The 19,290-nt window shown below is 62.8% G+C and carries 16 protein-coding genes; 7 read left to right on the top strand and 9 right to left on the bottom strand.

Annotation, left to right across the window (positions count from 1 at the left end):
* Positions 1–79 precede the first annotated feature (79 nt).
* The 8 genes from gyrB to mutM all read right to left on the bottom strand — a co-directional run bounded on the left by gyrB (position 80) and on the right by mutM (position 10,203).
* Complete coding sequence (gene gyrB, locus C8348_RS07885; RefSeq protein WP_106752751.1) at positions 80–2,533, bottom strand: DNA topoisomerase (ATP-hydrolyzing) subunit B; 2,454 nt, start codon at positions 2,531–2,533, stop codon at positions 80–82.
* Positions 2,534–2,708: 175 nt separating this feature from the next.
* On the bottom strand, positions 2,709–3,824 hold the full coding sequence (gene recF / locus C8348_RS07880; RefSeq protein WP_106752750.1) for a DNA replication/repair protein RecF: 1,116 nt from the start codon (positions 3,822–3,824) through the stop codon (positions 2,709–2,711).
* 36 nt (positions 3,825–3,860) lie between these two features.
* Positions 3,861–4,979, bottom strand: a complete 1,119-nt coding sequence (gene dnaN, locus C8348_RS07875) for a DNA polymerase III subunit beta (RefSeq protein ID WP_106752749.1) — start codon at positions 4,977–4,979, stop codon at positions 3,861–3,863.
* A gap of 163 nt (positions 4,980–5,142) precedes the next feature.
* Positions 5,143–6,624, bottom strand: a complete 1,482-nt coding sequence (gene dnaA / locus C8348_RS07870) for a chromosomal replication initiator protein DnaA (RefSeq protein WP_106752748.1) — start codon at positions 6,622–6,624, stop codon at positions 5,143–5,145.
* 197 nt (positions 6,625–6,821) lie between these two features.
* Positions 6,822–7,250 carry a rhodanese-like domain-containing protein gene (locus C8348_RS07865; protein WP_106752747.1) on the bottom strand — a complete coding sequence of 143 codons (429 nt, stop codon included), beginning with the start codon at positions 7,248–7,250 and terminating at the stop codon, positions 6,822–6,824.
* A gap of 650 nt (positions 7,251–7,900) precedes the next feature.
* Positions 7,901–8,167: a 30S ribosomal protein S20 gene (gene rpsT, locus C8348_RS07860; RefSeq protein ID WP_106752746.1), complete on the bottom strand. Its 267-nt coding sequence runs from the start codon at positions 8,165–8,167 to the stop codon at positions 7,901–7,903.
* A gap of 179 nt (positions 8,168–8,346) precedes the next feature.
* A complete protein-coding gene (locus tag C8348_RS07855) occupies positions 8,347–9,120 on the bottom strand; it encodes an enoyl-CoA hydratase (protein WP_106752745.1) in 774 nt (257 codons plus the stop codon).
* Positions 9,121–9,297: 177 nt separating this feature from the next.
* Entirely contained in the window at positions 9,298–10,203 is a 906-nt protein-coding gene (gene mutM, locus C8348_RS07850; RefSeq protein WP_106752744.1) for a bifunctional DNA-formamidopyrimidine glycosylase/DNA-(apurinic or apyrimidinic site) lyase, read from the bottom strand.
* A 173-nt stretch (positions 10,204–10,376) separates the two neighbouring features.
* Between mutM and ubiE the strand changes: the two genes are divergently transcribed.
* Positions 10,377–11,186, top strand: coding sequence for a bifunctional demethylmenaquinone methyltransferase/2-methoxy-6-polyprenyl-1,4-benzoquinol methylase UbiE (ubiE, locus tag C8348_RS07845; RefSeq protein WP_106752743.1), 810 nt, complete (start codon positions 10,377–10,379; stop codon positions 11,184–11,186).
* Positions 11,187–11,190: 4 nt separating this feature from the next.
* Positions 11,191–12,774 carry a 2-polyprenylphenol 6-hydroxylase gene (ubiB, locus tag C8348_RS07840; protein WP_106752742.1) on the top strand — a complete coding sequence of 528 codons (1,584 nt, stop codon included), beginning with the start codon at positions 11,191–11,193 and terminating at the stop codon, positions 12,772–12,774.
* 3 nt (positions 12,775–12,777) lie between these two features.
* Here the strand turns inward: ubiB and C8348_RS07835 are convergent, their stop codons facing one another.
* Complete coding sequence (locus tag C8348_RS07835; protein WP_106752741.1) at positions 12,778–13,458, bottom strand: alpha-ketoglutarate-dependent dioxygenase AlkB family protein; 681 nt, start codon at positions 13,456–13,458, stop codon at positions 12,778–12,780.
* Positions 13,459–13,820: 362 nt separating this feature from the next.
* Between C8348_RS07835 and dnaK the strand changes: the two genes are divergently transcribed.
* The 5 genes from dnaK to hslV all read left to right on the top strand — a co-directional run bounded on the left by dnaK (position 13,821) and on the right by hslV (position 19,256).
* On the top strand, positions 13,821–15,725 hold the full coding sequence (gene dnaK / locus C8348_RS07830) for a molecular chaperone DnaK (protein ID WP_106752740.1): 1,905 nt from the start codon (positions 13,821–13,823) through the stop codon (positions 15,723–15,725).
* Between the two features lie 236 nt (positions 15,726–15,961).
* On the top strand, positions 15,962–17,092 hold the full coding sequence (gene dnaJ / locus C8348_RS07825; RefSeq protein WP_106752739.1) for a molecular chaperone DnaJ: 1,131 nt from the start codon (positions 15,962–15,964) through the stop codon (positions 17,090–17,092).
* Positions 17,093–17,183: 91 nt separating this feature from the next.
* Positions 17,184–17,801 carry a class I SAM-dependent methyltransferase gene (locus C8348_RS07820; RefSeq protein ID WP_106752867.1) on the top strand — a complete coding sequence of 206 codons (618 nt, stop codon included), beginning with the start codon at positions 17,184–17,186 and terminating at the stop codon, positions 17,799–17,801.
* A gap of 132 nt (positions 17,802–17,933) precedes the next feature.
* Positions 17,934–18,515 carry an NADPH-dependent FMN reductase gene (locus C8348_RS07815; RefSeq protein WP_106752738.1) on the top strand — a complete coding sequence of 194 codons (582 nt, stop codon included), beginning with the start codon at positions 17,934–17,936 and terminating at the stop codon, positions 18,513–18,515.
* A 180-nt stretch (positions 18,516–18,695) separates the two neighbouring features.
* The gene (gene hslV / locus C8348_RS07810) at positions 18,696–19,256 is read left to right on the top strand and encodes an ATP-dependent protease subunit HslV (protein ID WP_106752866.1); all 561 of its coding nucleotides are present in this window, start codon (positions 18,696–18,698) and stop codon (positions 19,254–19,256) included.
* Positions 19,257–19,290 lie beyond the last annotated feature (34 nt).

Below are 19,290 nucleotides of genomic sequence, written 5' to 3'. Positions count from 1 at the left end.
GTTGGCTGTCGGGCAGACCAAAAGAAAAGGCCCCGCCGGATGAACCGCCGAGGCCTGCTCAGGACATGGAATTTGCGCGTCAGACGTCGAGGTTGGCGACGCTCAGCGCATTATCCTGGATGAACTCGCGGCGCGGCTCGACTTCGTCGCCCATCAACTTGGTGAAGATGTCGTCGGCGTCGTCCGCCTCGCGCACGCGAACCTGCAACAGCGAGCGAACGTTAGGATCCAGCGTGGTTTCCCAGAGCTGTTCGGGGTTCATCTCGCCGAGACCCTTATAGCGCTGCAGGCTGATGCCCTTGCGGCCGATGGCGAACACGGTCGAGAGCAGGGCCTGCGGACCCCGGATCGCGTGTTCCTGATCCTTGCGGCGCAGCGTGGCGGCCTTGCCGTAGATCTCTCGGAGATAGGCCCCATGCGCATCCAGGCGACGCGCATCGGACGAGCCGAGCAGGGCCGCGTCAATGGTTGCAACTTCCTCGACGCCGCGCACAGTGCGGCGGAACACGAGGCTGCCGTCATCACGGACTTCGGCCGACCAGCCCCGTTCGAACTCGTCGGCAAGGATATCCAGCCGGCGAGCGATATAGGCCGCTGCCTCCTGCGCCTTTTCGACATTGTGCAGGACTTCCGGGTTGAGAGCGCCGGCAATGGCTGCCTGCTCGACCACGGATCGGTCATAGCGGGCGTGCAGGCCATCGAGAATGCCGCTGATGCTGCGCGCCGTCTCGACCACCTGGCGTAGATCCGCGCCCATGAGCACCTCGCCATTGGCAAGGGTAAGCGAGGTGTCGTCCAGGCCGGTGCTGATCAGGTAGTTTTCCAGCGCCGTTTGGTCTTTCAGATACTGTTCGGACTGACCGCGCTTCACCTTGTAGAGCGGTGGCTGGGCAATATAGATGTGGCCGCGCTCGATCAGATCCGGCATCTGGCGGAAGAAGAATGTCAACAGCAGGGTGCGGATATGGGCGCCGTCGACGTCGGCGTCCGTCATGATGATGATCTTGTGGTAGCGCAGCTTGTCGACGTTGAACTCTTCCTTGCCGATGCCGGTGCCAAGCGCAGTAATCAGCGTGCCGATTTCGTTGGAAGAGAGCATCTTGTCGAAGCGCGCGCGCTCGACATTGAGGATCTTGCCGCGCAGCGGCAGAACCGCCTGACGCTCGCGATGGCGTCCCTGTTTGGCGGAGCCACCTGCCGAGTCACCCTCGACGAGGAACAGTTCGGACTTGGCTGGATCGCGCTCCTGGCAGTCGGCGAGCTTGCCTGGCAGCGAGGCGATGTCGAGGGCCCCTTTGCGGCGGGTCAGCTCGCGCGCCTTGCGTGCCGCTTCACGGGCAGAGGCGGCTTCCACCACCTTGCCAACCACGGCACGGGCCTTGCCCGGATTTTCTTCCAGCCACTCCGACAGCGCCTGATTGATGGCGTTCTCCACCACCGGACGCACCTCGGAGGAGACCAGCTTGTCTTTCGTCTGCGACGAAAACTTCGGATCCGGAACCTTGACGGACAGAACGCAGGTCAGACCCTCGCGGCAATCGTCGCCGGTGAGCGAGACCTTTTCCTTCTTCATCAGGCCGGAACTTTCGGCATAGCCGGTGATCTGACGGGTCAGCGCGCCGCGGAAGCCGGCAAGATGGGTGCCGCCATCGCGCTGCGGGATGTTGTTGGTGAAGCAGAGCACCTGCTCATGGTAGCTGTCATTCCACCACATTGAGGCTTCGACGGTGATGCCGTCGCGCTCGACGATCATGGTGATCGGAGCTTCCAGCAGCGGGTGCTTGGCGCGGTCGAGATAGCGGACGAAGGCCTCGAGGCCACCTTCGTAGAACAGTTCGACCTGCTTTTCCTCGACACCGCGATTGTCCGTCAGCAGGATGCGGACGCCAGAGTTGAGGAAGGCCAGTTCGCGCAGCCGGTGCTCCAGCGTGGCGAAATCGAACTCGATATGGGTGAAGGTTTCCGGCGAGGGCAGGAAGGTCACCTCGGTGCCCTTGCGGCCATTGGCCGGACCGACCACGACCAGGGGAGCTTCAGCATCGCCGTGGCGGAAGCGCATGAAATGCTCGTTGCCGCCGCGCCAGATGCGCAGCTCCAGCCTGGACGACAGCGCGTTCACCACCGACACGCCAACGCCATGCAGACCACCGGAAACCTTGTAGGAGTTCTGGTCGAATTTTCCGCCGGCATGCAGCTGCGTCATGATGACTTCAGCTGCCGAGACACCCTCTTCCGGGTGCATGTCGGTGGGAATGCCGCGGCCATTGTCCGTCACGGTAACGGAGCCATCGGCGTTCAGCGTGACAGTGACGCGGTCGGCGTGGCCGGCCAGAGCCTCGTCGATGGCGTTGTCAACCACCTCGTAGACCATGTGATGCAGGCCGGAGCCGTCATCGGTATCGCCGATATACATGCCCGGACGCTTGCGCACCGCATCAAGTCCCTTCAGCACCTTGATGCTGTCGGCACCATATTCCTGTTCGGCGGCGGCAGTGGCGGCGGCGGTGTTCTCGGGGGTCGGGGTGTCGCTCATGCGAATCAGTCACCAATCGGTCAAGAAAGTCAGGATCCCCTTATACGGCACTGGTCCGAAGGTTCAACCAGACCCGGTCTCAGGACGGGAATCACGTTGGGGCAAGGTGGATAAAGCCACGGAAATCGGGCCATTTCGGGGCCCCTCTGTCAGGGTATCCGGTTGAGTTGTCGATCTACCGCTCCGCAAGAGGCACGATCTCGCTCCCATCGGGCAGGTCGGCGAAGAGAAGGGCATCCGTTCCAGTCATGAAGACCTGGCAGTTCAGGCTGACGAGACGCGAAAACAGGGCTGCACGGCGACCCGGATCGAGATGGGCCGCGACCTCGTCGAGGAGCAGGATCGGCGTCAATCCGGACACGGCGGCCGTCAGATCGGCGTGGGCAAGGATCAGGCCGATCAGCAGTGCCTTTTGCTCGCCGGTCGAGGCAAGGCCTGCCGGCATCGCCTTGGCCACATGCAGCACCGAAAGATCGGTCCGATGCGGGCCGTTCAGGGTGCGGCCCGCCGCCCGGTCACGAGTTCGACCATCGCGCAGCTGGCGCAGCAGCAACTCCTCCTGGTCACTGGCAGCCAGTCCGCTGGCAGCCTGCTCGAACTCGCCCTCCAGCGACAGGTTCGCGCTGGGGAAGGGAAGGCCGAGCCCGCTCTGGGCATTGATGCGCCCCTGAAGCAAGCTGACCGTCTCGCGCCGTGCGGCAGCAACGGCGAGCCCCAGACCGGCAAGCTGCTGTTCCACGGCGTCGAGCCAGGCGGCGGATCCGCCGGTGTCCAGAAGCCGGTTGCGATGGCTTAGCGCTTTCTCGAAATCGGACACCCGGCGGCCATGCGACGGATCGATGGAGAGGGTCAAGCGATCCAGAAAGCGCCGCCGGTCGCCGGCCGGTCCCGTGAACAGGCCGTCCATCGCCGGCACCAGCCACAGCACTCGCACGTGTTCGAGCAGTGCTTCGGAGGATTTTGCTTCGGTGCCATCGATACGCACGCGTCGGCCACTTTCCGTGCCCGCGTAACCGGTGCCGATCTGCACGTCGCCCAGGGGGCCGTTCAGCGTGGCCGCGACCGCCCAGGCACCTGGGCCCTCTCGCCGCGCGATCTCGGACAAGGCGGCCCGGCGCAGGCCGCGCCCGGCAGACAGGAAGGAGATCGCCTCCAGCACATTGGTCTTGCCAATGCCATTGTTCCCGACGAGCGCAACAAGACGCCCGGCGGGAACGAGCGCCAGCCGGGCGTAGTTGCGAAAATCTGTCAGAAGCAGCCGTTCAATGGCTACCGGAGCCGGGGACGTCATCGCTCCTCACCTGGCTCTGGCCGTATGCATGAAAGCTCAGACGCGCATCGGCATCAGCACGAACAGGCAGTCTTCGGTGGCATGATCTTGCACCAGTGTCGGCGAGCCGGAGTCTGCCAAGCGGAAGAGGGCTGTGTCCCCTGACAATTGTGCTGCAATATCAAGCAAATAGCGCGAGTTGAAGCCAATCTCTATCGGATCGGAATCATACTCGACGGCGAGTTCTTCGGTGGCGCTACCGGAATCCGGATTGTTGACAGCGAGAACCAGTCGCCCCTCCGACAGGGAAAGCTTCACCGCGCGCCCCCGCTCAGAGGAAATCGTCGATACGCGGTCAACGGCCTCCTTGAACTCGTCACGGTCGACACGGAGTTCCTTGTCATTGTGCTGCGGAATGACACGGCCATAGTCCGGGAACGTCCCGTCAATCAGCTTGGATGTCAGAACCACCATGCCGTTGGTGATGCGGATCTTGGTCTCTGACAGTTCCACGGTCACTTCTGCATCGCGGTCTTCCAGAAGCTTCTGGATTTCGCCAACGGTCTTGCGCGGCACAATGACACCCGGCATACCGACGGCGCCCTGCGGTGCCGGCACCTCGGCCTGCGCCAGACGATGCCCGTCCGTCGCAACGGCCCGGACCATCTCCCCATTGGCGCCGGTCACTGCGTGCAGATAAATGCCATTGAGATAGTAGCGGGTCTCTTCGGTCGAAATCGCAAACTGGGTCGTATCGATCAGTTTGCGGATTGCACCGGCCGTCAGGGTGAACTGGTGCGGGAAAGTGCCAGCCGTGAGGTCCGGAAAATCGGCTTCAGGCAGCATCTGCAGCGCAAAGCGCGAGCGGCCAGCGCGCAATTCCAGCGTCGTGCCGTCGCTGTTGGTCTCCAGCACGACCTGAGAGCCATCGGGGAGCTTGCGCACGATGTCATAGATCATGTGGGCCGGCACAGTGGTTGCGCCCGGGGCCTCGATCATTGCCGGAACAGTTTCGACGACCTCAAGATCAAGGTCGGTCGCCTTGAGTTTCAACACGCCTTGCTCTGCGCGCAGCAGGACGTTCGACAGGATCGGAATGGTGTTCCGCCGCTCGACAACCCGGTGAACGTGGGTCAAGGACTTGAGGAGGTCGGTCCGTTCGAGGGTGGCTTTCATGACGGTTCGTCCATGTACTCGTGGGCCGTGATTGTTCCGGCGCTGGATACAGTTAGCCCCGCTGGAGCGGGACGGGCACCGAACGTGCCCTTAATGCAGCGCAAAAGCAAGAGGGACGCCCGTATGGACGTCCCTCTTGTTGCCGATATTCACGCAACGCAGCTTATGCGTCGAGCATGCGCTTCAGCAGTTCGATCTCCTGCGCCAGCGTCACGTCCGCACGCGCCATTTCCTCGATCTTGCGCACGGCGTGCAGCACGGTGGTGTGATCGCGGTTGCCAAAGCGACGGCCGATTTCCGGCAGCGAACGCGGGGTCATCACCTTTGCAAGATACATCGCGATCTGGCGCGGGCGCACGATGGTGCGCGTCCGGCGGGCCGACAGGAGATCGGCCTTGGTCACGTTATAGTGCTTCGAAACGATCCGCTGGATGTCCTCGATCTTCACTCGGCGCGGTTCGCTCGAGCGGATCAGGTCGCGGAGGGTCATCTCCGCCATTTCCTGCGTGATCGGCTGGTTGGTCAACTGGTTATGTGCCATCAGACGGTTCAGCGCCCCTTCAAGGTCGCGGCCGGATGAGACGACATGCCGGGCGACATAATCCAGCACCGTGTCCGGAACCGTGAAGTTCGGATAGGACTTGCGGGTGCTGGTGACGCGGGCCGACAGGATGTTGCGGCGCAGGCTGAAGTCGGGCTCTGCGATGCCGACGACCAGTCCACCGGACAGGCGCGAACGGACGCGGTCATCCAGCGTGTCGAGTTCGGACGGAGCGCGGTCGGCGGCCACGATCACCTGGCGGGCGCCATCAATCAGCGCGTTCAGGGTGTGACAGAATTCCTGCTGCACCTGTTTGCCATGCAGGAACTGCATGTCGTCGATGAGCAGCAGATCGATCGTGCGCAGGGTCTCCTTGAAGGCCAGCGCGGACTGCGCCTTCAGGGCCGCCACGAAGCGATACATAAAATGCTCGGCGGTCAGATACAGCACCTTGCGGCCCGACGCGCGTGCCTTTGAGGCAACCGCCTGCATCAGATGTGTCTTGCCGAGACCGACAGACGCATGCAGGTACAGGGGGTTGAAGGTGACCGCGCCGCCGGCCGCCACCTGCTTGGCCGCAGCCAGCGCCAGTCCGTTGGAGTCACCCTCGACAAAGGTCTCGAACGTGTATTTCGGATCGAGGGCTGCGCCCTGCAACACGTCGCGGGCGGAGTTGTCGGCCTCGGCCCGGGCAAGGGCGGCTGTTGCCGCCTGTGCCGCTGCAACAGAGTTGGGCTCGTTCAGCGTGATCGGACGGTATTCGGACGCAGCTTGGGTCACCACGGAACGGGTCGGCGCCGGAAGACTGCTGGCCATCGGCATTTCGACCGGACGCGGACGCGCCGCGCCACGGACCGTCAGTTCGATGCGGTGCACGTTCTCACACTCACGCTGCCAAAGACCGACGAGCCGGTCGCGGTAGTGCGACTGGATCCACTGTTTCAGGAACCGGGTCGGAACGGACAGACGTACGGTCCCGTCTGCATTTTCTTCGAGGTCCACACGTGCAAACCAACTGCTGAAGACATCATCTCCAAGCTCGGCGCGCAGACGCGTTTTGACACGGTTCCATTGTTCGGAGCCTACTTCTTGTTGGATATGCATGTCGCCTCGCCTCCGTCGTCATGCCAGGTCCCGGTCCGCCACAGCCCAGGGCCTGCTGCCTTGTTCGGTATGCCGCTGAGCGGCTGTTGTTTTATGTCGCCGCGTTAAAACGGCGATAGAAATTCAAGTCGACAGATCCTGCGCGGGACGCAGCTTATGCCGCCCCGCCGACCTACCATTTCGAAACTGAAACGGGTCTAGCTTTGGACCCAGGGAAGACCCTTGGCCTTCCAGCCTGCCACACCACCCCGGTGACCCTCAGGACCCATCGGCCCCTCGAACCCTTGAGCAATGTTGTAGCACGGGCCGTATCCCGCGCTGGTCATGGCGATCGCTGCACTCATGCTGCGCGCGCCGGACCGGCAGAGAAAATAGATCGGTGCAGCCTTGTCCAGGCCACGCCGGGCAATCTCGCCACTCAGCGTCTCGACAAAATCCGGCACGGCGCTTCCGGCAGGAAAGCCCTGCCATTCGACCATCAGGACGTCCTTGCCGATGGCGCGCAGATCCGGCACGCCGACAAAGGTCCATTCTGCCCGGGTGCGCACGTCAACCAGGACCGCGTCCGGGTTGGATGCCACCGCCTGATAAGCCGTTTCGACGTCAACGTCTCCGGCATAAGCCATAGAATTCGACAAGATGCCCCCTTCGCAACGTTGAAACGCCGCGGTGTGTCGATGCCAAAGCTGAGGAGATTATTGAGTAGGTTTAAGAGCTCGCGCTGATGAAACTGACAATGACCAGCGACTTAGCCAAGCAATACCCGAATATTTGCGGAGGGGTTTCCAAGAAAGTCGTCGTGATCATTGTCTGGTCCATGCACTGTGTAATTTTTTATTTAGTTTCGAGCTTGCGCCGATGGACTGAACATACACAGGCCCTAGGTAGGGAGCAACAGCGACTCGTTAACAAAAACCGACACATTCGGCCTGTCGCTGCGTCAAATCCCGGCCATCAATCCGCCTCTCGGGAGCAAATCCGTTTTGACTCAACGTCTTTTCGCGGTGCTTATCCGGCGATGCGGTTTGGCGTCACCAGACCAAAAAAAAATCCCGTGTCCGGCTTGACTCAAACCGAATCCGGCATAGGGCCATACGTCTTTTCCAACATATCGATAAGTGCATGATATATATGGAAAAAATATGGCAGACCGGATCACCGCCTTTGGGTCGCTGGACGGTAGGAACTTAGCCGGATGGCATTTCTTTCAAGCGCGTCGGCTAACAAAAAACCCGGCCTTGCGGGCCGGGTTCATGACAGGCTTCTGGAGCTTGTCTCAGGCCTTCAGAGCCTTCACGCGTGCGTTCAGGCGCGATACCTTGCGCGAGGCGGTGTTGGCGTGAACGACCCCCTTCGAGGCGGCGCGCATCAGTTCCGGCTGGGCGGCCTGGAACGCTGCGGTTGCAGCTGCGTGATCGCCGGAAGCAATCGCTTCTTCGACCTTGCGCAGGAAGGTGCGCATGCGGCTACGGCGTGTCTTGTTAACAGCCGTCCGGCGGGCAATCTTGCGGGCCGCCTTCTTGGCCGAGGGAGTGTTGGCCATTGGCTCAATCCTGGTCCGAGTGTGAAACTAAAAACCCGATCAACATCGGAGCGCGCACCTTTAGGTCCGATCATGCTCCGCGTCAAACGAATTCGGCGGCACGCTGGATGCCACCGATTGGGGGAGGCTTATAGTCGGGCGGGTCGAAACCGTCAATGCCAAACCCGCCCGACGGTACGTTATTTGTTGCGGAATTGCGGCGCACGCTTCTCGATGAAGGCCGCCATGCCCTCACTCTGGTCCTCGGTGGCGAAGGCGGCATGGAACATGCGGCGTTCGAACCGGATCCCTTCCGCCAACGTCGTCTCATAGGCGCGGTTGACGCTTTCCTTGGTCATCATGACCACCGGCAGGGAGAAGTCGGCGATCTTTTCCGCCGCCTTCAGCGCCTCTTCCATGAGGTCATCAACCGGCACGACGCGAGAGACGAGGCCTGAGCGCTCGGCTTCGATGGCATCCATGAGCCGACCGGTGAGGCACATATCCATCGCCTTGGACTTGCCGACGAACCGCGTCAGCCGCTGGGTGCCACCGGCGCCGGGCAACACGCCGAGGGTGATCTCAGGCTGGCCGAACTTGGCATTGTCGGCGCAGATGATGAAGTCGCACATCATCGCCAGCTCGCAGCCGCCTCCGAGCGCATAACCGGCCACGGCCGCAATGACCGGCTTGCGGTTGCGCGCCACCCGGTCCCAGGGTGTGATCAGGTCGCCCATGTAGGCCTTGGCAAAATCGAAGGGCTGCATCTCCTTGATGTCGGCACCGGCGGCGAAGGCCTTCTGCGACCCGGTGATGATGACGCAGCCGATGCGCTCATCCGCTTCATAGGCGTCGAGCGCGGCGGCGACCTCGGCCATCAGCTCGGCACACAGTGCATTCAGTGCCTTGGGGCGATTGAGCGTAATGATGCCAACCTTGCCACGCTTTTCGGTCAGGATGTTCTCGTATGCCATCTGGATCCTCCGCTTGAAACGCATGCAGGCGATCGGCCTCCGATCTGCCAGCAAGCGCCGAATGCCGTTCCGCCGCGTTCCGGACATCGGCACGCGGGCACGTCATTCAAGGGGTATCCGACACCTTTCGGGCGTGCAAGCGAACGGGCAGGGACGCCAGCCCTTTGGCTGAGGTGTCTATCGCTGGCACTTCGGACAATGGAAGGTTGACCGCCCGGACTGCACCAGACGTTCGATAGTACCGCCGCAGCCTGGCGTGCGGCAGGGCTCGCCTTCCCGGCCGTAGGCAGCAAAACTGTGCTGGAAGTAGCCAAGCGTTCCGTCAGTTTGCGTGTGGTCACGCAATGTCGAGCCACCGGCGAGGATCGCCTCTTCCAGCACCTCGCGGATCGACAGGGCAAGCTTCTCGCGCAGCACCTTGCGTCCGCGTTGCGGTCCGCAGATCTCGCCAGCCGCGCGTTGCGGCGACAGGCCGGAGCGCCACAGCGCCTCGCAGACATAGATGTTGCCGAGGCCGGCAATCAGGCGCTGGTCGAGCAATGCGGCTTTCAGCGGCGTCCGCTTGTCGCGGAAGAGGCCGTCCAGCACGTCGCCATCGAGGCGGTTTCCGAGTGGCTCCAGCCCCATGGCCGCAAACAGCGGATGCGAGGTCAGCCCCGCCCTTGGCACCATCTGCATGAAGCCGAAGCGGCGCGGGTCGTTGTAGACGATCCGGGCGACTGCATCACCGCTGTCGGATCCCGGTGCCGACAGATGGAACACGACATGGTCGTGCTTCTCGTCCTTCGACCGGGCATGGGCAAAGTCACCGGGCAAATGGCTGTCCCTAGCATCCTCGACCCGGAACGAGCCGGACATGCCAAGGTGCATCACCAGCACCTCGCCGTCATCAATATCTGCCAGGAGATACTTCGCCCGGCGGGACAGGGCTGCGACACGTCGTCCCTCGACGCGCTCACTGAAGCGCTCTGGGAAAGGAAACCGCAGGTCCGGCCGGCGGCATTCCAGCTTGAGGACACGCGCGCCCTCAAGGCTCGGCGCAAGGCCGCGGCGTACGGTTTCGACTTCCGGCAACTCGGGCATGGGGCTTGCGCTTCCCTGAAAAATCGCTAGGCGGACGAGAGGCCTCGCCTATATGAGACGCATGACATAGGACTGAGGGCCGGGGCAACAATAGCGTCGGCACGCGGGCTGTACTATGGTCCCGCCGAACCGAACCCGGGCCGCCGCCTTTCCCGGTGGCCAAGGAGACCTGCATGACTGACGAGACCGCTGCGGCAGGCGCCGCCTACCCCGGCCATCGCGACCCGCGTGAAATGCCGACGAGCTTTGGCTTCCGCACCGTGCGCGAAGGCGAGAAGCAGGGCATGGTCAACGACGTGTTCCACAAGGTGGCAACCCGCTACGATATCATGAACGATCTGATGTCCGGTGGCCTGCACCGGCTCTGGAAAGATGCGATGGTCTCGGTCCTGGCGCCGCCGCACACGCCCGGCCGTGACTGGCATGTCCTGGACGTCGCCGGTGGCACGGGTGACATCGCGACGCGCATCGTCGAACGCTCTGGCCGCGAAGTCGAGGCGGTCGTGCTGGACATCAACGGGTCCATGCTGTCCGTCGGCCAGGACCGGGCCGAGAAGGCCGGACTGTCGCCCTTCATCACCTTCACCCAGGGCAACGCCGAAGTCCTACCGTTCCCGGACAAGACTTTCGACGCCTATACGATCGCCTTTGGCATCCGCAACGTGCCTGACATTCCGAAGGCGCTCCGGGAAGCCCACCGCGTCTTGAAGCGCGGCGGCCGGTTCCTGTGCCTCGAGTTCTCGGAAGTCGAGTTGCCGATGCTCGACAAGGTCTATGACGCCTTCTCGTTCCACGCGATCCCGGCGATCGGCAAGGCTGTGACTGGCGACGGCGACCCCTACAAGTATCTCGTGGAATCCATCCGCAAGTTCCCGAACCAGGAACGTTTCGCCGAGATGATCGGCGAGGCCGGCTTCGAGAAGGTCACCTACCGCAATTACACCGGCGGCATTGCCGCGCTGCATTCGGGCTGGAAACTCTGATCCGATGGCGCAGTTGATCCGCCCGACCCTGCGGCTGATGCAGGCCGGCTTCGTGCTCGCCCGTGAGGGTGTTTTCGGGCTTGTGAACCTGCCTGACCTGCCGGCGGGACCGCGCCTCGCCATCCGGCTTGCGCGCCTGCTGGAACGCCGGTCGGTGCAGGACAAGAGCGCGCGGCTGCGCCTGTCGGACGCCATGAACCGGCTCGGGCCATCCTACGTGAAGCTGGGGCAGTTTCTGGCGACGCGCGCCGACGTGGTCGGCAAGGAAGCCGCCGCGGAACTGGCGCATCTTCAGGATCGGTTGCCCGCCTTCCCGCAGGAAGAGGCCCGCGCCCAGATCGCCGAGCAGCTGATGCGCCCGGTCGACGAGCTTTATGTCGAGTTCGGCGAACCTGTCGCCGCAGCCTCGATGGCACAGGTGCATCCGGCCCTTGTGCGCCAGCCTGACGGCTCGGTCCGCAAGATGGCGGTAAAAGTGCTGCGTCCGGATGTCGCTCGCCGGTTCAACAATGATCTGCAGAGCTTCTATCTGGTCGCCCGGCTGGCGGAGCGGTTCGTGCCGGCCGCGCGGCGACTGCGCCCGCTCGCCGTGGTCGACACGCTCGCGCGTTCCGTAGCGCTGGAGATGGATTTCCGCCTCGAGGCGGCTGCCCTGTCGGAAATGGCGGAGAACACCGCTGAGGACCCCGGCTTCCGGGTGCCGGCCGTCGACTGGATGCGAAGCGCCAAGGGCGTGCTGACGATGGAGTGGATCGACGGGCGCAAGCTCTCCGACGTCGCCGGCATCACCGAAGACGGGATGGATCTGGAGGCGCTTGGCGCCAATGTGATCCAGAGCTTCCTGCGCCACACCCTGCGCGATGGCTTCTTCCACGCCGACATGCACCAGGGCAACCTCTTCGTTCAGCCGGACGGCACGCTGGTCGCTGTCGACTTCGGCATCACCGGTCGCCTTGGCCGGTCCGAGCGCCGGTTCCTGGCCGAAATCCTCTATGGCTTCATCACGCGCGACTACCGCCGGGTGGCCGAGGTGCATTTCGAGGCCGGGTATGTTCCGGCCGATCAGGACGTGGATGTGTTTGCCCAGGCGATCCGCGCCATTGGCGAGCCGATCCATGGCCATGATGCCTCTGAAATCTCGATGGCGCGCCTGCTGACGCAGCTGTTCGAGATCACCGAACTGTTCCAGATGCGCACCCAGCCGCAGCTGATCATGCTGCAGAAGACGATGGTCGTGGTCGAAGGTGTTGCGCGCACGCTCAACCCGCGCCTTGACATGTGGCGGACGGCAGAGCCTGTGGTCTCGCACTGGATTGCCGGCAATCTCGGACCTGTGGGCCGGCTGCGTGATCTCGGCACCGGCCTGACCGCGCTGGGGCGCATTGCGACGGACCTGCCCATTTTCGCTGACCGTATTGGCCGCCTGTCGCAGGAGATGGAGCGGATGGCCGAAAAGGGCTTCCGCTTCGACGCCGAGACCGCCGATGCCATCGGCCGCTCGGAGGCCCGGCACAATCGCTCCGGCCGCGTGGCACTGTGGATCATCGCGATTGCGCTGGCGGCGCTTGCATTAAAGGCCTGGGCCTGAGGCTTAGGCGGGTACTGTCACCCGCCTCAGTGTCAGGTTGATCCGCCCGCTTCCTTTCAGCAGGGTGGAGGTCCCCGGATAAAGCCTGTCGATGCCGTGAAAGGCGAGGCGGGACGCGCCGCCGAGCAGGGCCACATCTCCGGACGACAGTTTCAGGGACAGCGTCGGATCACTGCGCTCAAGTCCGCCGATGCGGAACAGCGCCGTATCGCCCAGCGAGACCGACAGAACCGGCGCGTCGAAGGTCGCCTCGTCCCGGTCCTGATGCAGGCCCATGCGGGCGTCGGCGGCGTAGAAATTGATCAGGCAGGCTTCTGGCGGCGGCGCATCGGGGGCAAGCTCTGCCCACAGGGCAGTCAGGACCGACGGCATCGCTGGCCAGGGTCTGCCCGTGACAGGATGCAGCGGCTGATAGCGGTAGCCGTGAATATCCGAAACCCAGCCAAGCGGGCCGCAATTGCTCATGCGCACCGAGAATGGTTTTCCGGTGCGCGGCATGACCGGCGTGAACAGCGGTGCCTCGGCAATAATGGCCCGCAGCTCTGCAACGAGCGCTTCCTGGTCATCGCGGGCAAGCCGTCCGGGAACATGGCGAAAGCCCTGCGGCAGCACAGCCTTGCGGCGCGCCGAAACTGCAGCCTTGTCCTCTGCCAGTGGATTGCCCTGACCCGGTAAGTCCTGCATCAGCGTCTCCCTGGATTTGCTGTGGTGCCGAGGCTTGCGTGGGTCTGACCATGTTGTGGTCAATCGCGGCCAGCAAGGGGTTTGCGGCGGCACAGTAACGCTTTGCGAAGGAATACACCGCACATGCTGTGCGGGCGAACAACATTGGCATGTGCCTTGCGGCACTTCACGCCTCAACCTATATAGCGGTCAAGCCACGCGCTATCCGGTCCTGGAGCAGGTTTTGTCCGCCAAGGCGGAAACAAAACGTCATCAGGATACGGGCAGCGTGTCCCCGGCCAAGAGGCCGGAGGCTCATCGTGAAAAGGGGCCGGATCGACGCCGACGCGGGTCCATCCGGTTTGCTGGAAAGAGAGGATAAAATGGCAAAGGTCATCGGTATCGACCTCGGCACGACGAATTCGTGCGTCGCCGTCATGGACGGCAAGGATGCAAAGGTCATCGAGAATTCGGAAGGTGCACGCACCACGCCCTCGATGGTTGCCTTCACCGACGATGGCGAGCGCCTGGTCGGCCAGCCGGCAAAGCGCCAGGCAGTCACCAACCCGACCAATACGCTGTTTGCCGTCAAGCGCCTGATCGGGCGCCGCTATGACGACCCGACCGTAGCCAAGGACAAGGGCCTGGTTCCGTTCGACATCGTCAAGGCCGACAATGGCGATGCCTGGGTTGCGACCAACAGCGGCAAGTACTCTCCGTCGCAGGTTTCCGCCTTCATCTTGCAGAAGATGAAGGAAACCGCCGAGAGCTATCTTGGCGAAACGGTCACCCAGGCGGTGATCACCGTCCCGGCCTATTTCAACGACGCCCAGCGTCAGGCCACCAAGGATGCCGGCAAGATCGCCGGTCTTGAAGTCCTGCGCATTATCAACGAGCCGACTGCGGCGGCCCTTGCCTATGGCCTCGACAAGACCGAAGGCAAGACCATTGCGGTCTATGACCTTGGCGGCGGCACCTTCGACGTGTCCGTGCTCGAGATCGGCGACGGCGTCTTCGAGGTGAAGTCGACGAACGGCGACACGTTCCTTGGCGGTGAAGACTTCGACATGCGCCTGGTCGACTATCTGGCGACCGAGTTCAAGAAGGATCAGGGCATCGACCTGAAGAACGACAAGCTTGCCCTGCAGCGCCTCAAGGAAGCTGCGGAAAAGGCCAAGATCGAGCTGTCGTCCGCCTCGCAGACCGAAATCAACCTGCCGTTCATCACGGCGGATGCCTCTGGTCCGAAGCACCTGACCATGAAGCTGACCCGCGCCAAGTTCGAGACCCTCGTTGAGGATCTGGTGCAGCGGACGATCGAGCCGTGCAAGGCAGCCCTCAAGGATGCTGGCCTTGTTGCCGGTCAGATCGACGAGGTTGTTCTCGTCGGCGGCATGACCCGCATGCCGAAGATCCAGGAAGTCGTGAAGGCATTCTTCGGCAAGGAGCCGCACAAGGGCGTGAACCCGGACGAAGTGGTGGCCATGGGCGCTGCCATCCAGGCCGGCGTGCTGCAGGGTGACGTCAAGGACGTCCTGCTGCTCGACGTCACCCCGCTGTCGCTCGGCATCGAGACGCTCGGTGGCGTGTTCACCCGCCTGATCGACCGCAACACGACGATCCCGACCAAGAAGAGCCAGACCTTCTCGACCGCCGAGGACAACCAGAGCGCCGTGACGATCCGGGTGTTCCAGGGCGAACGCGAGATGGCGGCCGACAACAAGATGCTCGGCCAGTTCGACCTGATGGGCCTGCCGCCCGCCCCGCGTGGCATGCCGCAGATCGAGGTCGCTTTCGACATCGACGCCAACGGCATCGTCAATGTGACGGCGAAGGACAAGGGCACCGGCAAGGAACAGCAGATCCGTATCCAGGCCTCGGGTGGTCTTTCTGACGCCGACATCGAGAAGATGGTCAAGGACGCTGAAGCCCACGCCGACGAGGACAAGAAGCGTCGCGAGTTGGTGGAAGCCCGCAACCAGGGCGAGTCTCTGCTGCACTCCACCGAGAAGTCCCTCAAGGACTATGGCGACAAGGTCAGCGAAGCCGACAAGGGTGCCATCGAGACAGCACTGGCGAGCTTGAAGACGGCATTGGCCAGCGAAGATGTCGCCGACATCCAGGCCAAGACCCAGGCTCTGGCTGAAGTCTCGATGAAGCTGGGCGAGGCCATGTACAAGGCTTCGCAGGCGGAAGCCGAGGGCGGCTCCTCCGACGCCGACGAGGCCGGCAAGGATGATGTCGTCGATGCCGACTTCGAAGAAGTCAAGGACGACGACAAGAAGTAACAGGCGCAGCCGGCGCTGCCCATACAGGCAGCGCCGGCTCGCTTTTTGCTTGCAAGTGGCCCGATTAAGGGACAAGAGCGAAAAGCCTCCGTTGTGCGTAATCGGCGCAAGACGGGACATGCGGGCAGTAAAGTTCTCCGGAAGTAGCTCAACGCATTGATCTGGGAGCGATTTCTCATCGACCGGCCTATCGGTTCGATTGGAAAGCGCTCCAGAATCCAGCGAGTACCTCGACTATGGCAAAGCGCGATTATTATGAAATCCTTGGCGTTGAGCGCGGCGCGGATGAAAAGGTGCTCAAGAGCGCCTATCGCAAGCTCGCCATGCAGTATCACCCCGACCGCAACCCAGGGGACGATGCTGCCGAAGCACTCTTCAAGGAAGTCAACGAAGCCTATGACATCCTGAAAGACGGGCAGCGGCGCGCAGCCTATGACCGCTTCGGTCACGCTGCCTTCGAGAATGGCGGCGGTGGCGGCGGGTTCGGTGCGCATTCGCATGACTTTGCCTCGACGATGTCCGACATCTTCGAGGAATTTTTTGGCATGAGCGGCGGCGGCCGTCGCTCAGGCGGCCGCGAGCGCGGGGCTGACCTGCGCTACAATCTTGAAATCACTCTGGAAGAGGCCTTTGCAGGCAAGACGGTCGAGATCGAAGTGCCAACCTCGATCACCTGTCAGCCGTGCGGCGGCTCGGGCGCCAAGCCGGGCTCCAGCCCCACCACCTGCCGCACCTGCGGCGGCTCCGGACGCGTGCGCGCGGCACAGGGTTTCTTCACCCTCGAGCGGGCCTGCCCGAGCTGCCAGGGGCGTGGTCAGGTCATTTCCGACCCTTGCACCAACTGCGGCGGCGTGGGGCGGGTGACGCAGGAGCGGACCCTGTCCGTCAACATTCCGGCCGGCATCGAGGACGGCACCCGGATCCGGCTGGCCGGCGAAGGCGAAGCGGGCCTGCGCGGCGGCCCCAGCGGCGATCTCTACATCTTCCTGTCGATCAAGCCGCATGAGTTCTTCCAGCGCGATGGCGCGGATCTCTACTGCCGCGTTCCGATCTCGATGACGACGGCTTCGCTCGGCGGCCAGTTCGACGTCCCGACCGTGGATGGCGGCACGACACGGGTCAAGGTTCCCGAAAGCACCCAGACGGGCAAGCAGTTCCGCCTGAAGGGCAAGGGCATGCCGGTCATGCGCTCGAACCAGCATGGCGATATGTATATCCAGGTCACCGTTGAAACGCCGACGAACCTGACGAAACGCCAACGGGAATTGCTGGCGGAGTTCGAGAAGGAGAGCTCCGGCGAGAACAATCCTGAGTCCGCAGGTTTCTTTGCCAGGGTAAAGGATTTTCTCGATAAAATAGGCAGTTAGCATGCTGTGACGTTTACGTCAGCAAAGTTCGGTCTTGAAATCGCCCGTCATGGTTTCCTAAATGGAGATTATCGTTAAGGGGATGGATCCGATGGCCGCGCACAAGCTGCTGACACACAAGGGCCTCGTGGACAAGATCCGCGACGAGCTCAGGTTTTTTCGCAGCTGGATCGACAGTCCGCTGACCATGGGCGCCGTGAGCCCGTCGGGGCCGGAACTGGCGCAGCGGATTGCTTCCTTTGTTCCCGTGCGCCCGGGCGGTCGTTATCTCGAGCTCGGACCGGGCACCGGTGTGGTGACCAAGGCGATCTTTGACCGCGGCGTCGCCCAACGAGATCTCACGGCCATCGAGTACAGTCCGGATTTTTGCCACCTGCTGCAACAGCGCTACCCAGGCATGATCACCCTACAGGGTGACGCCTACAGCTTACGCAGCACCCTTGCCCCTCAAGTGGCGGCGGGCGAGACTGCAAGGTTTTCCGCAATCGTCTCCGGTTTGCCTCTGTTCAACAAACCGAAAGAGCAACGACGCGCGCTGATCCTCGAAGCTCTCGATCTGCTGGAGCCCGGTGCCCCTTTCATCCAGTTCTCCTACGCGCTGGTTCCTCCGGTGAAGCCGGAAGCCGGACTTTTTGATCTGGCGCGGACCGACTGGATCTGGGCAAATCTGCCGCCTGCACGGGTATGGGTGTACCGACGCCCGGATTGATCCGCGCCATTCCTGGACGCCCAGACGCTAGGTCAGAGCCGAGGGTTCATGTCCGGTCATTGAACTTTCTTCGTTCTGCCCGCACTGTGCACCGCGAAACGACGCAGTGCGCCGCAGTGCCGAGGAGATTTCATGCGCCATCCCAGAATTCTGGTTTTCTCCGGCTCCATCCGGGGCGGGTCCTACAACACGCAACTGGCTGCCCTTGTTGCCAAGCAACTGGTCATGGCCGATGCGGACGTGACCCGCATTTCCCTCGCCGACTATCCGATGCCGCTTTATGACGGCGACCATGAACGGGAAAAGGGCGTGCCGGAAGCCGCGCATAAATTGAAGCGGCTGATGCAGGAGCATCAGGGTGTCTTCATCGCCTGCCCGGAATACAACACTGCCATTACACCGCTGCTCAAGAACACCCTCGACTGGATCAGCCGCCTGAATGATCCGGGCGAACCGCCGGCTGCTGCGTTCAAGAACCGCGTCTTTGCGATTGGCTCCGCCTCGACGGGCGCGCTCGGCGGCATTCGCGGGTTGATCGGTACGCGGACAATCCTTGAAATCGGGCTTGGCGCGTTGCTGATCCCGGATATGATCATGGTTCCCAATGCAGCCGAGGCCTTTGACGACAAGGGCGACCTGCGCAACGAGCGCAGCATGGCCTCGCTCAATGCCTTGGTAAAGCGGCTGATCACCGAAACAGGGGCACGGGTCTGACGGGTGCGCCAGAGCGCAGCTTGGCGTCCGGCACTTGCGTGCCTAAATAAGAACCAACGAAGCGGTGACCTGAATGTGGACCGGCCCGGATCGACAGGTCTGGACCAAATGATCTGCATTCGCGGCCGCCGTCGTCTTCCGGCATGGACGCCGGAGACGGATGCGACAGACGGACGGGACATGAGTTCAGAACACGGAATGGGCACCTGGCACGGGACCACAATCCTGATGGTCCGCAAGGGCGGCCGCGTTGTCATTGCTGGCGACGGGCAGGTCTCGCTCGGACCGACGGTGATCAAGAATACCGCGCGCAAGGTGCGGCCACTGGCCAAGGGCAGCGTGATTGGCGGCTTTGCCGGCGCCACGGCTGATGCCTTCACCCTGTTCGAGCGGCTTGAGGCCAAGCTTGAGCAGTATCCCGGACAGCTGATGCGCGCCTGTGTCGAGCTGGCCAAGGACTGGCGGACGGACCGCTATCTGCGCCGGCTCGAAGCCATGATGCTGGTTGCCGACAAGGATGTCTCGCTGGTCCTGACCGGCACTGGCGACGTGCTTGAGCCTGAGGGCGGTGTCATGGGTATCGGGTCCGGCGGCAATTTCGCGCTGGCCGCTGCCCGCGCGCTGGTGGACACCGACATGGAAGCCGAGGCGATCGCACGCAAGGCGATGGCCATCGCCGCTGACATCTGCGTCTACACCAACGGCAATCTCACCATCGAAAGCCTGGAGAGCGCGCGCTGACACGCGGCGCGCCCCCGAGAGGACCATCGACACG

The organism is Pannonibacter carbonis, from assembly GCF_003012935.1.
GTDB lineage: Bacteria > Pseudomonadota > Alphaproteobacteria > Rhizobiales > Stappiaceae > Pannonibacter > Pannonibacter carbonis.
This window is presented reverse-complemented; position numbering and strand designations above follow the sequence as displayed.

Excerpts from the sequence above, each read along its gene's own strand:
- C8348_RS07835 (WP_106752741.1), bottom strand. The coding sequence starts at position 13,458 with ATGCAGGACTTACCGGGTCAGGGCAATCCACTGGCAGAGGACAAGGCT.
- C8348_RS07855 (WP_106752745.1), bottom strand. The coding sequence starts at position 9,120 with ATGGCATACGAGAACATCCTGACCGAAAAGCGTGGCAAGGTTGGCATC.
- ubiE (WP_106752743.1), top strand. The coding sequence starts at position 10,377 with ATGACTGACGAGACCGCTGCGGCAGGCGCCGCCTACCCCGGCCATCGC.
- rpsT (WP_106752746.1), bottom strand. The coding sequence starts at position 8,167 with ATGGCCAACACTCCCTCGGCCAAGAAGGCGGCCCGCAAGATTGCCCGC.
- hslV (WP_106752866.1), top strand. The coding sequence starts at position 18,696 with ATGAGTTCAGAACACGGAATGGGCACCTGGCACGGGACCACAATCCTG.
- C8348_RS07820 (WP_106752867.1), top strand. The coding sequence starts at position 17,184 with ATGGCCGCGCACAAGCTGCTGACACACAAGGGCCTCGTGGACAAGATC.
- recF (WP_106752750.1), bottom strand. The coding sequence starts at position 3,824 with ATGACGTCCCCGGCTCCGGTAGCCATTGAACGGCTGCTTCTGACAGAT.
- dnaA (WP_106752748.1), bottom strand. The coding sequence starts at position 6,624 with ATGCATATCCAACAAGAAGTAGGCTCCGAACAATGGAACCGTGTCAAA.
- mutM (WP_106752744.1), bottom strand. The coding sequence starts at position 10,203 with ATGCCCGAGTTGCCGGAAGTCGAAACCGTACGCCGCGGCCTTGCGCCG.
- dnaK (WP_106752740.1), top strand. The coding sequence starts at position 13,821 with ATGGCAAAGGTCATCGGTATCGACCTCGGCACGACGAATTCGTGCGTC.
- C8348_RS07815 (WP_106752738.1), top strand. The coding sequence starts at position 17,934 with ATGCGCCATCCCAGAATTCTGGTTTTCTCCGGCTCCATCCGGGGCGGG.
- dnaN (WP_106752749.1), bottom strand. The coding sequence starts at position 4,979 with ATGAAAGCCACCCTCGAACGGACCGACCTCCTCAAGTCCTTGACCCAC.
- C8348_RS07865 (WP_106752747.1), bottom strand. The coding sequence starts at position 7,250 with ATGGCTTATGCCGGAGACGTTGACGTCGAAACGGCTTATCAGGCGGTG.
- gyrB (WP_106752751.1), bottom strand. The coding sequence starts at position 2,533 with ATGAGCGACACCCCGACCCCCGAGAACACCGCCGCCGCCACTGCCGCC.
- dnaJ (WP_106752739.1), top strand. The coding sequence starts at position 15,962 with ATGGCAAAGCGCGATTATTATGAAATCCTTGGCGTTGAGCGCGGCGCG.
- ubiB (WP_106752742.1), top strand. The coding sequence starts at position 11,191 with ATGGCGCAGTTGATCCGCCCGACCCTGCGGCTGATGCAGGCCGGCTTC.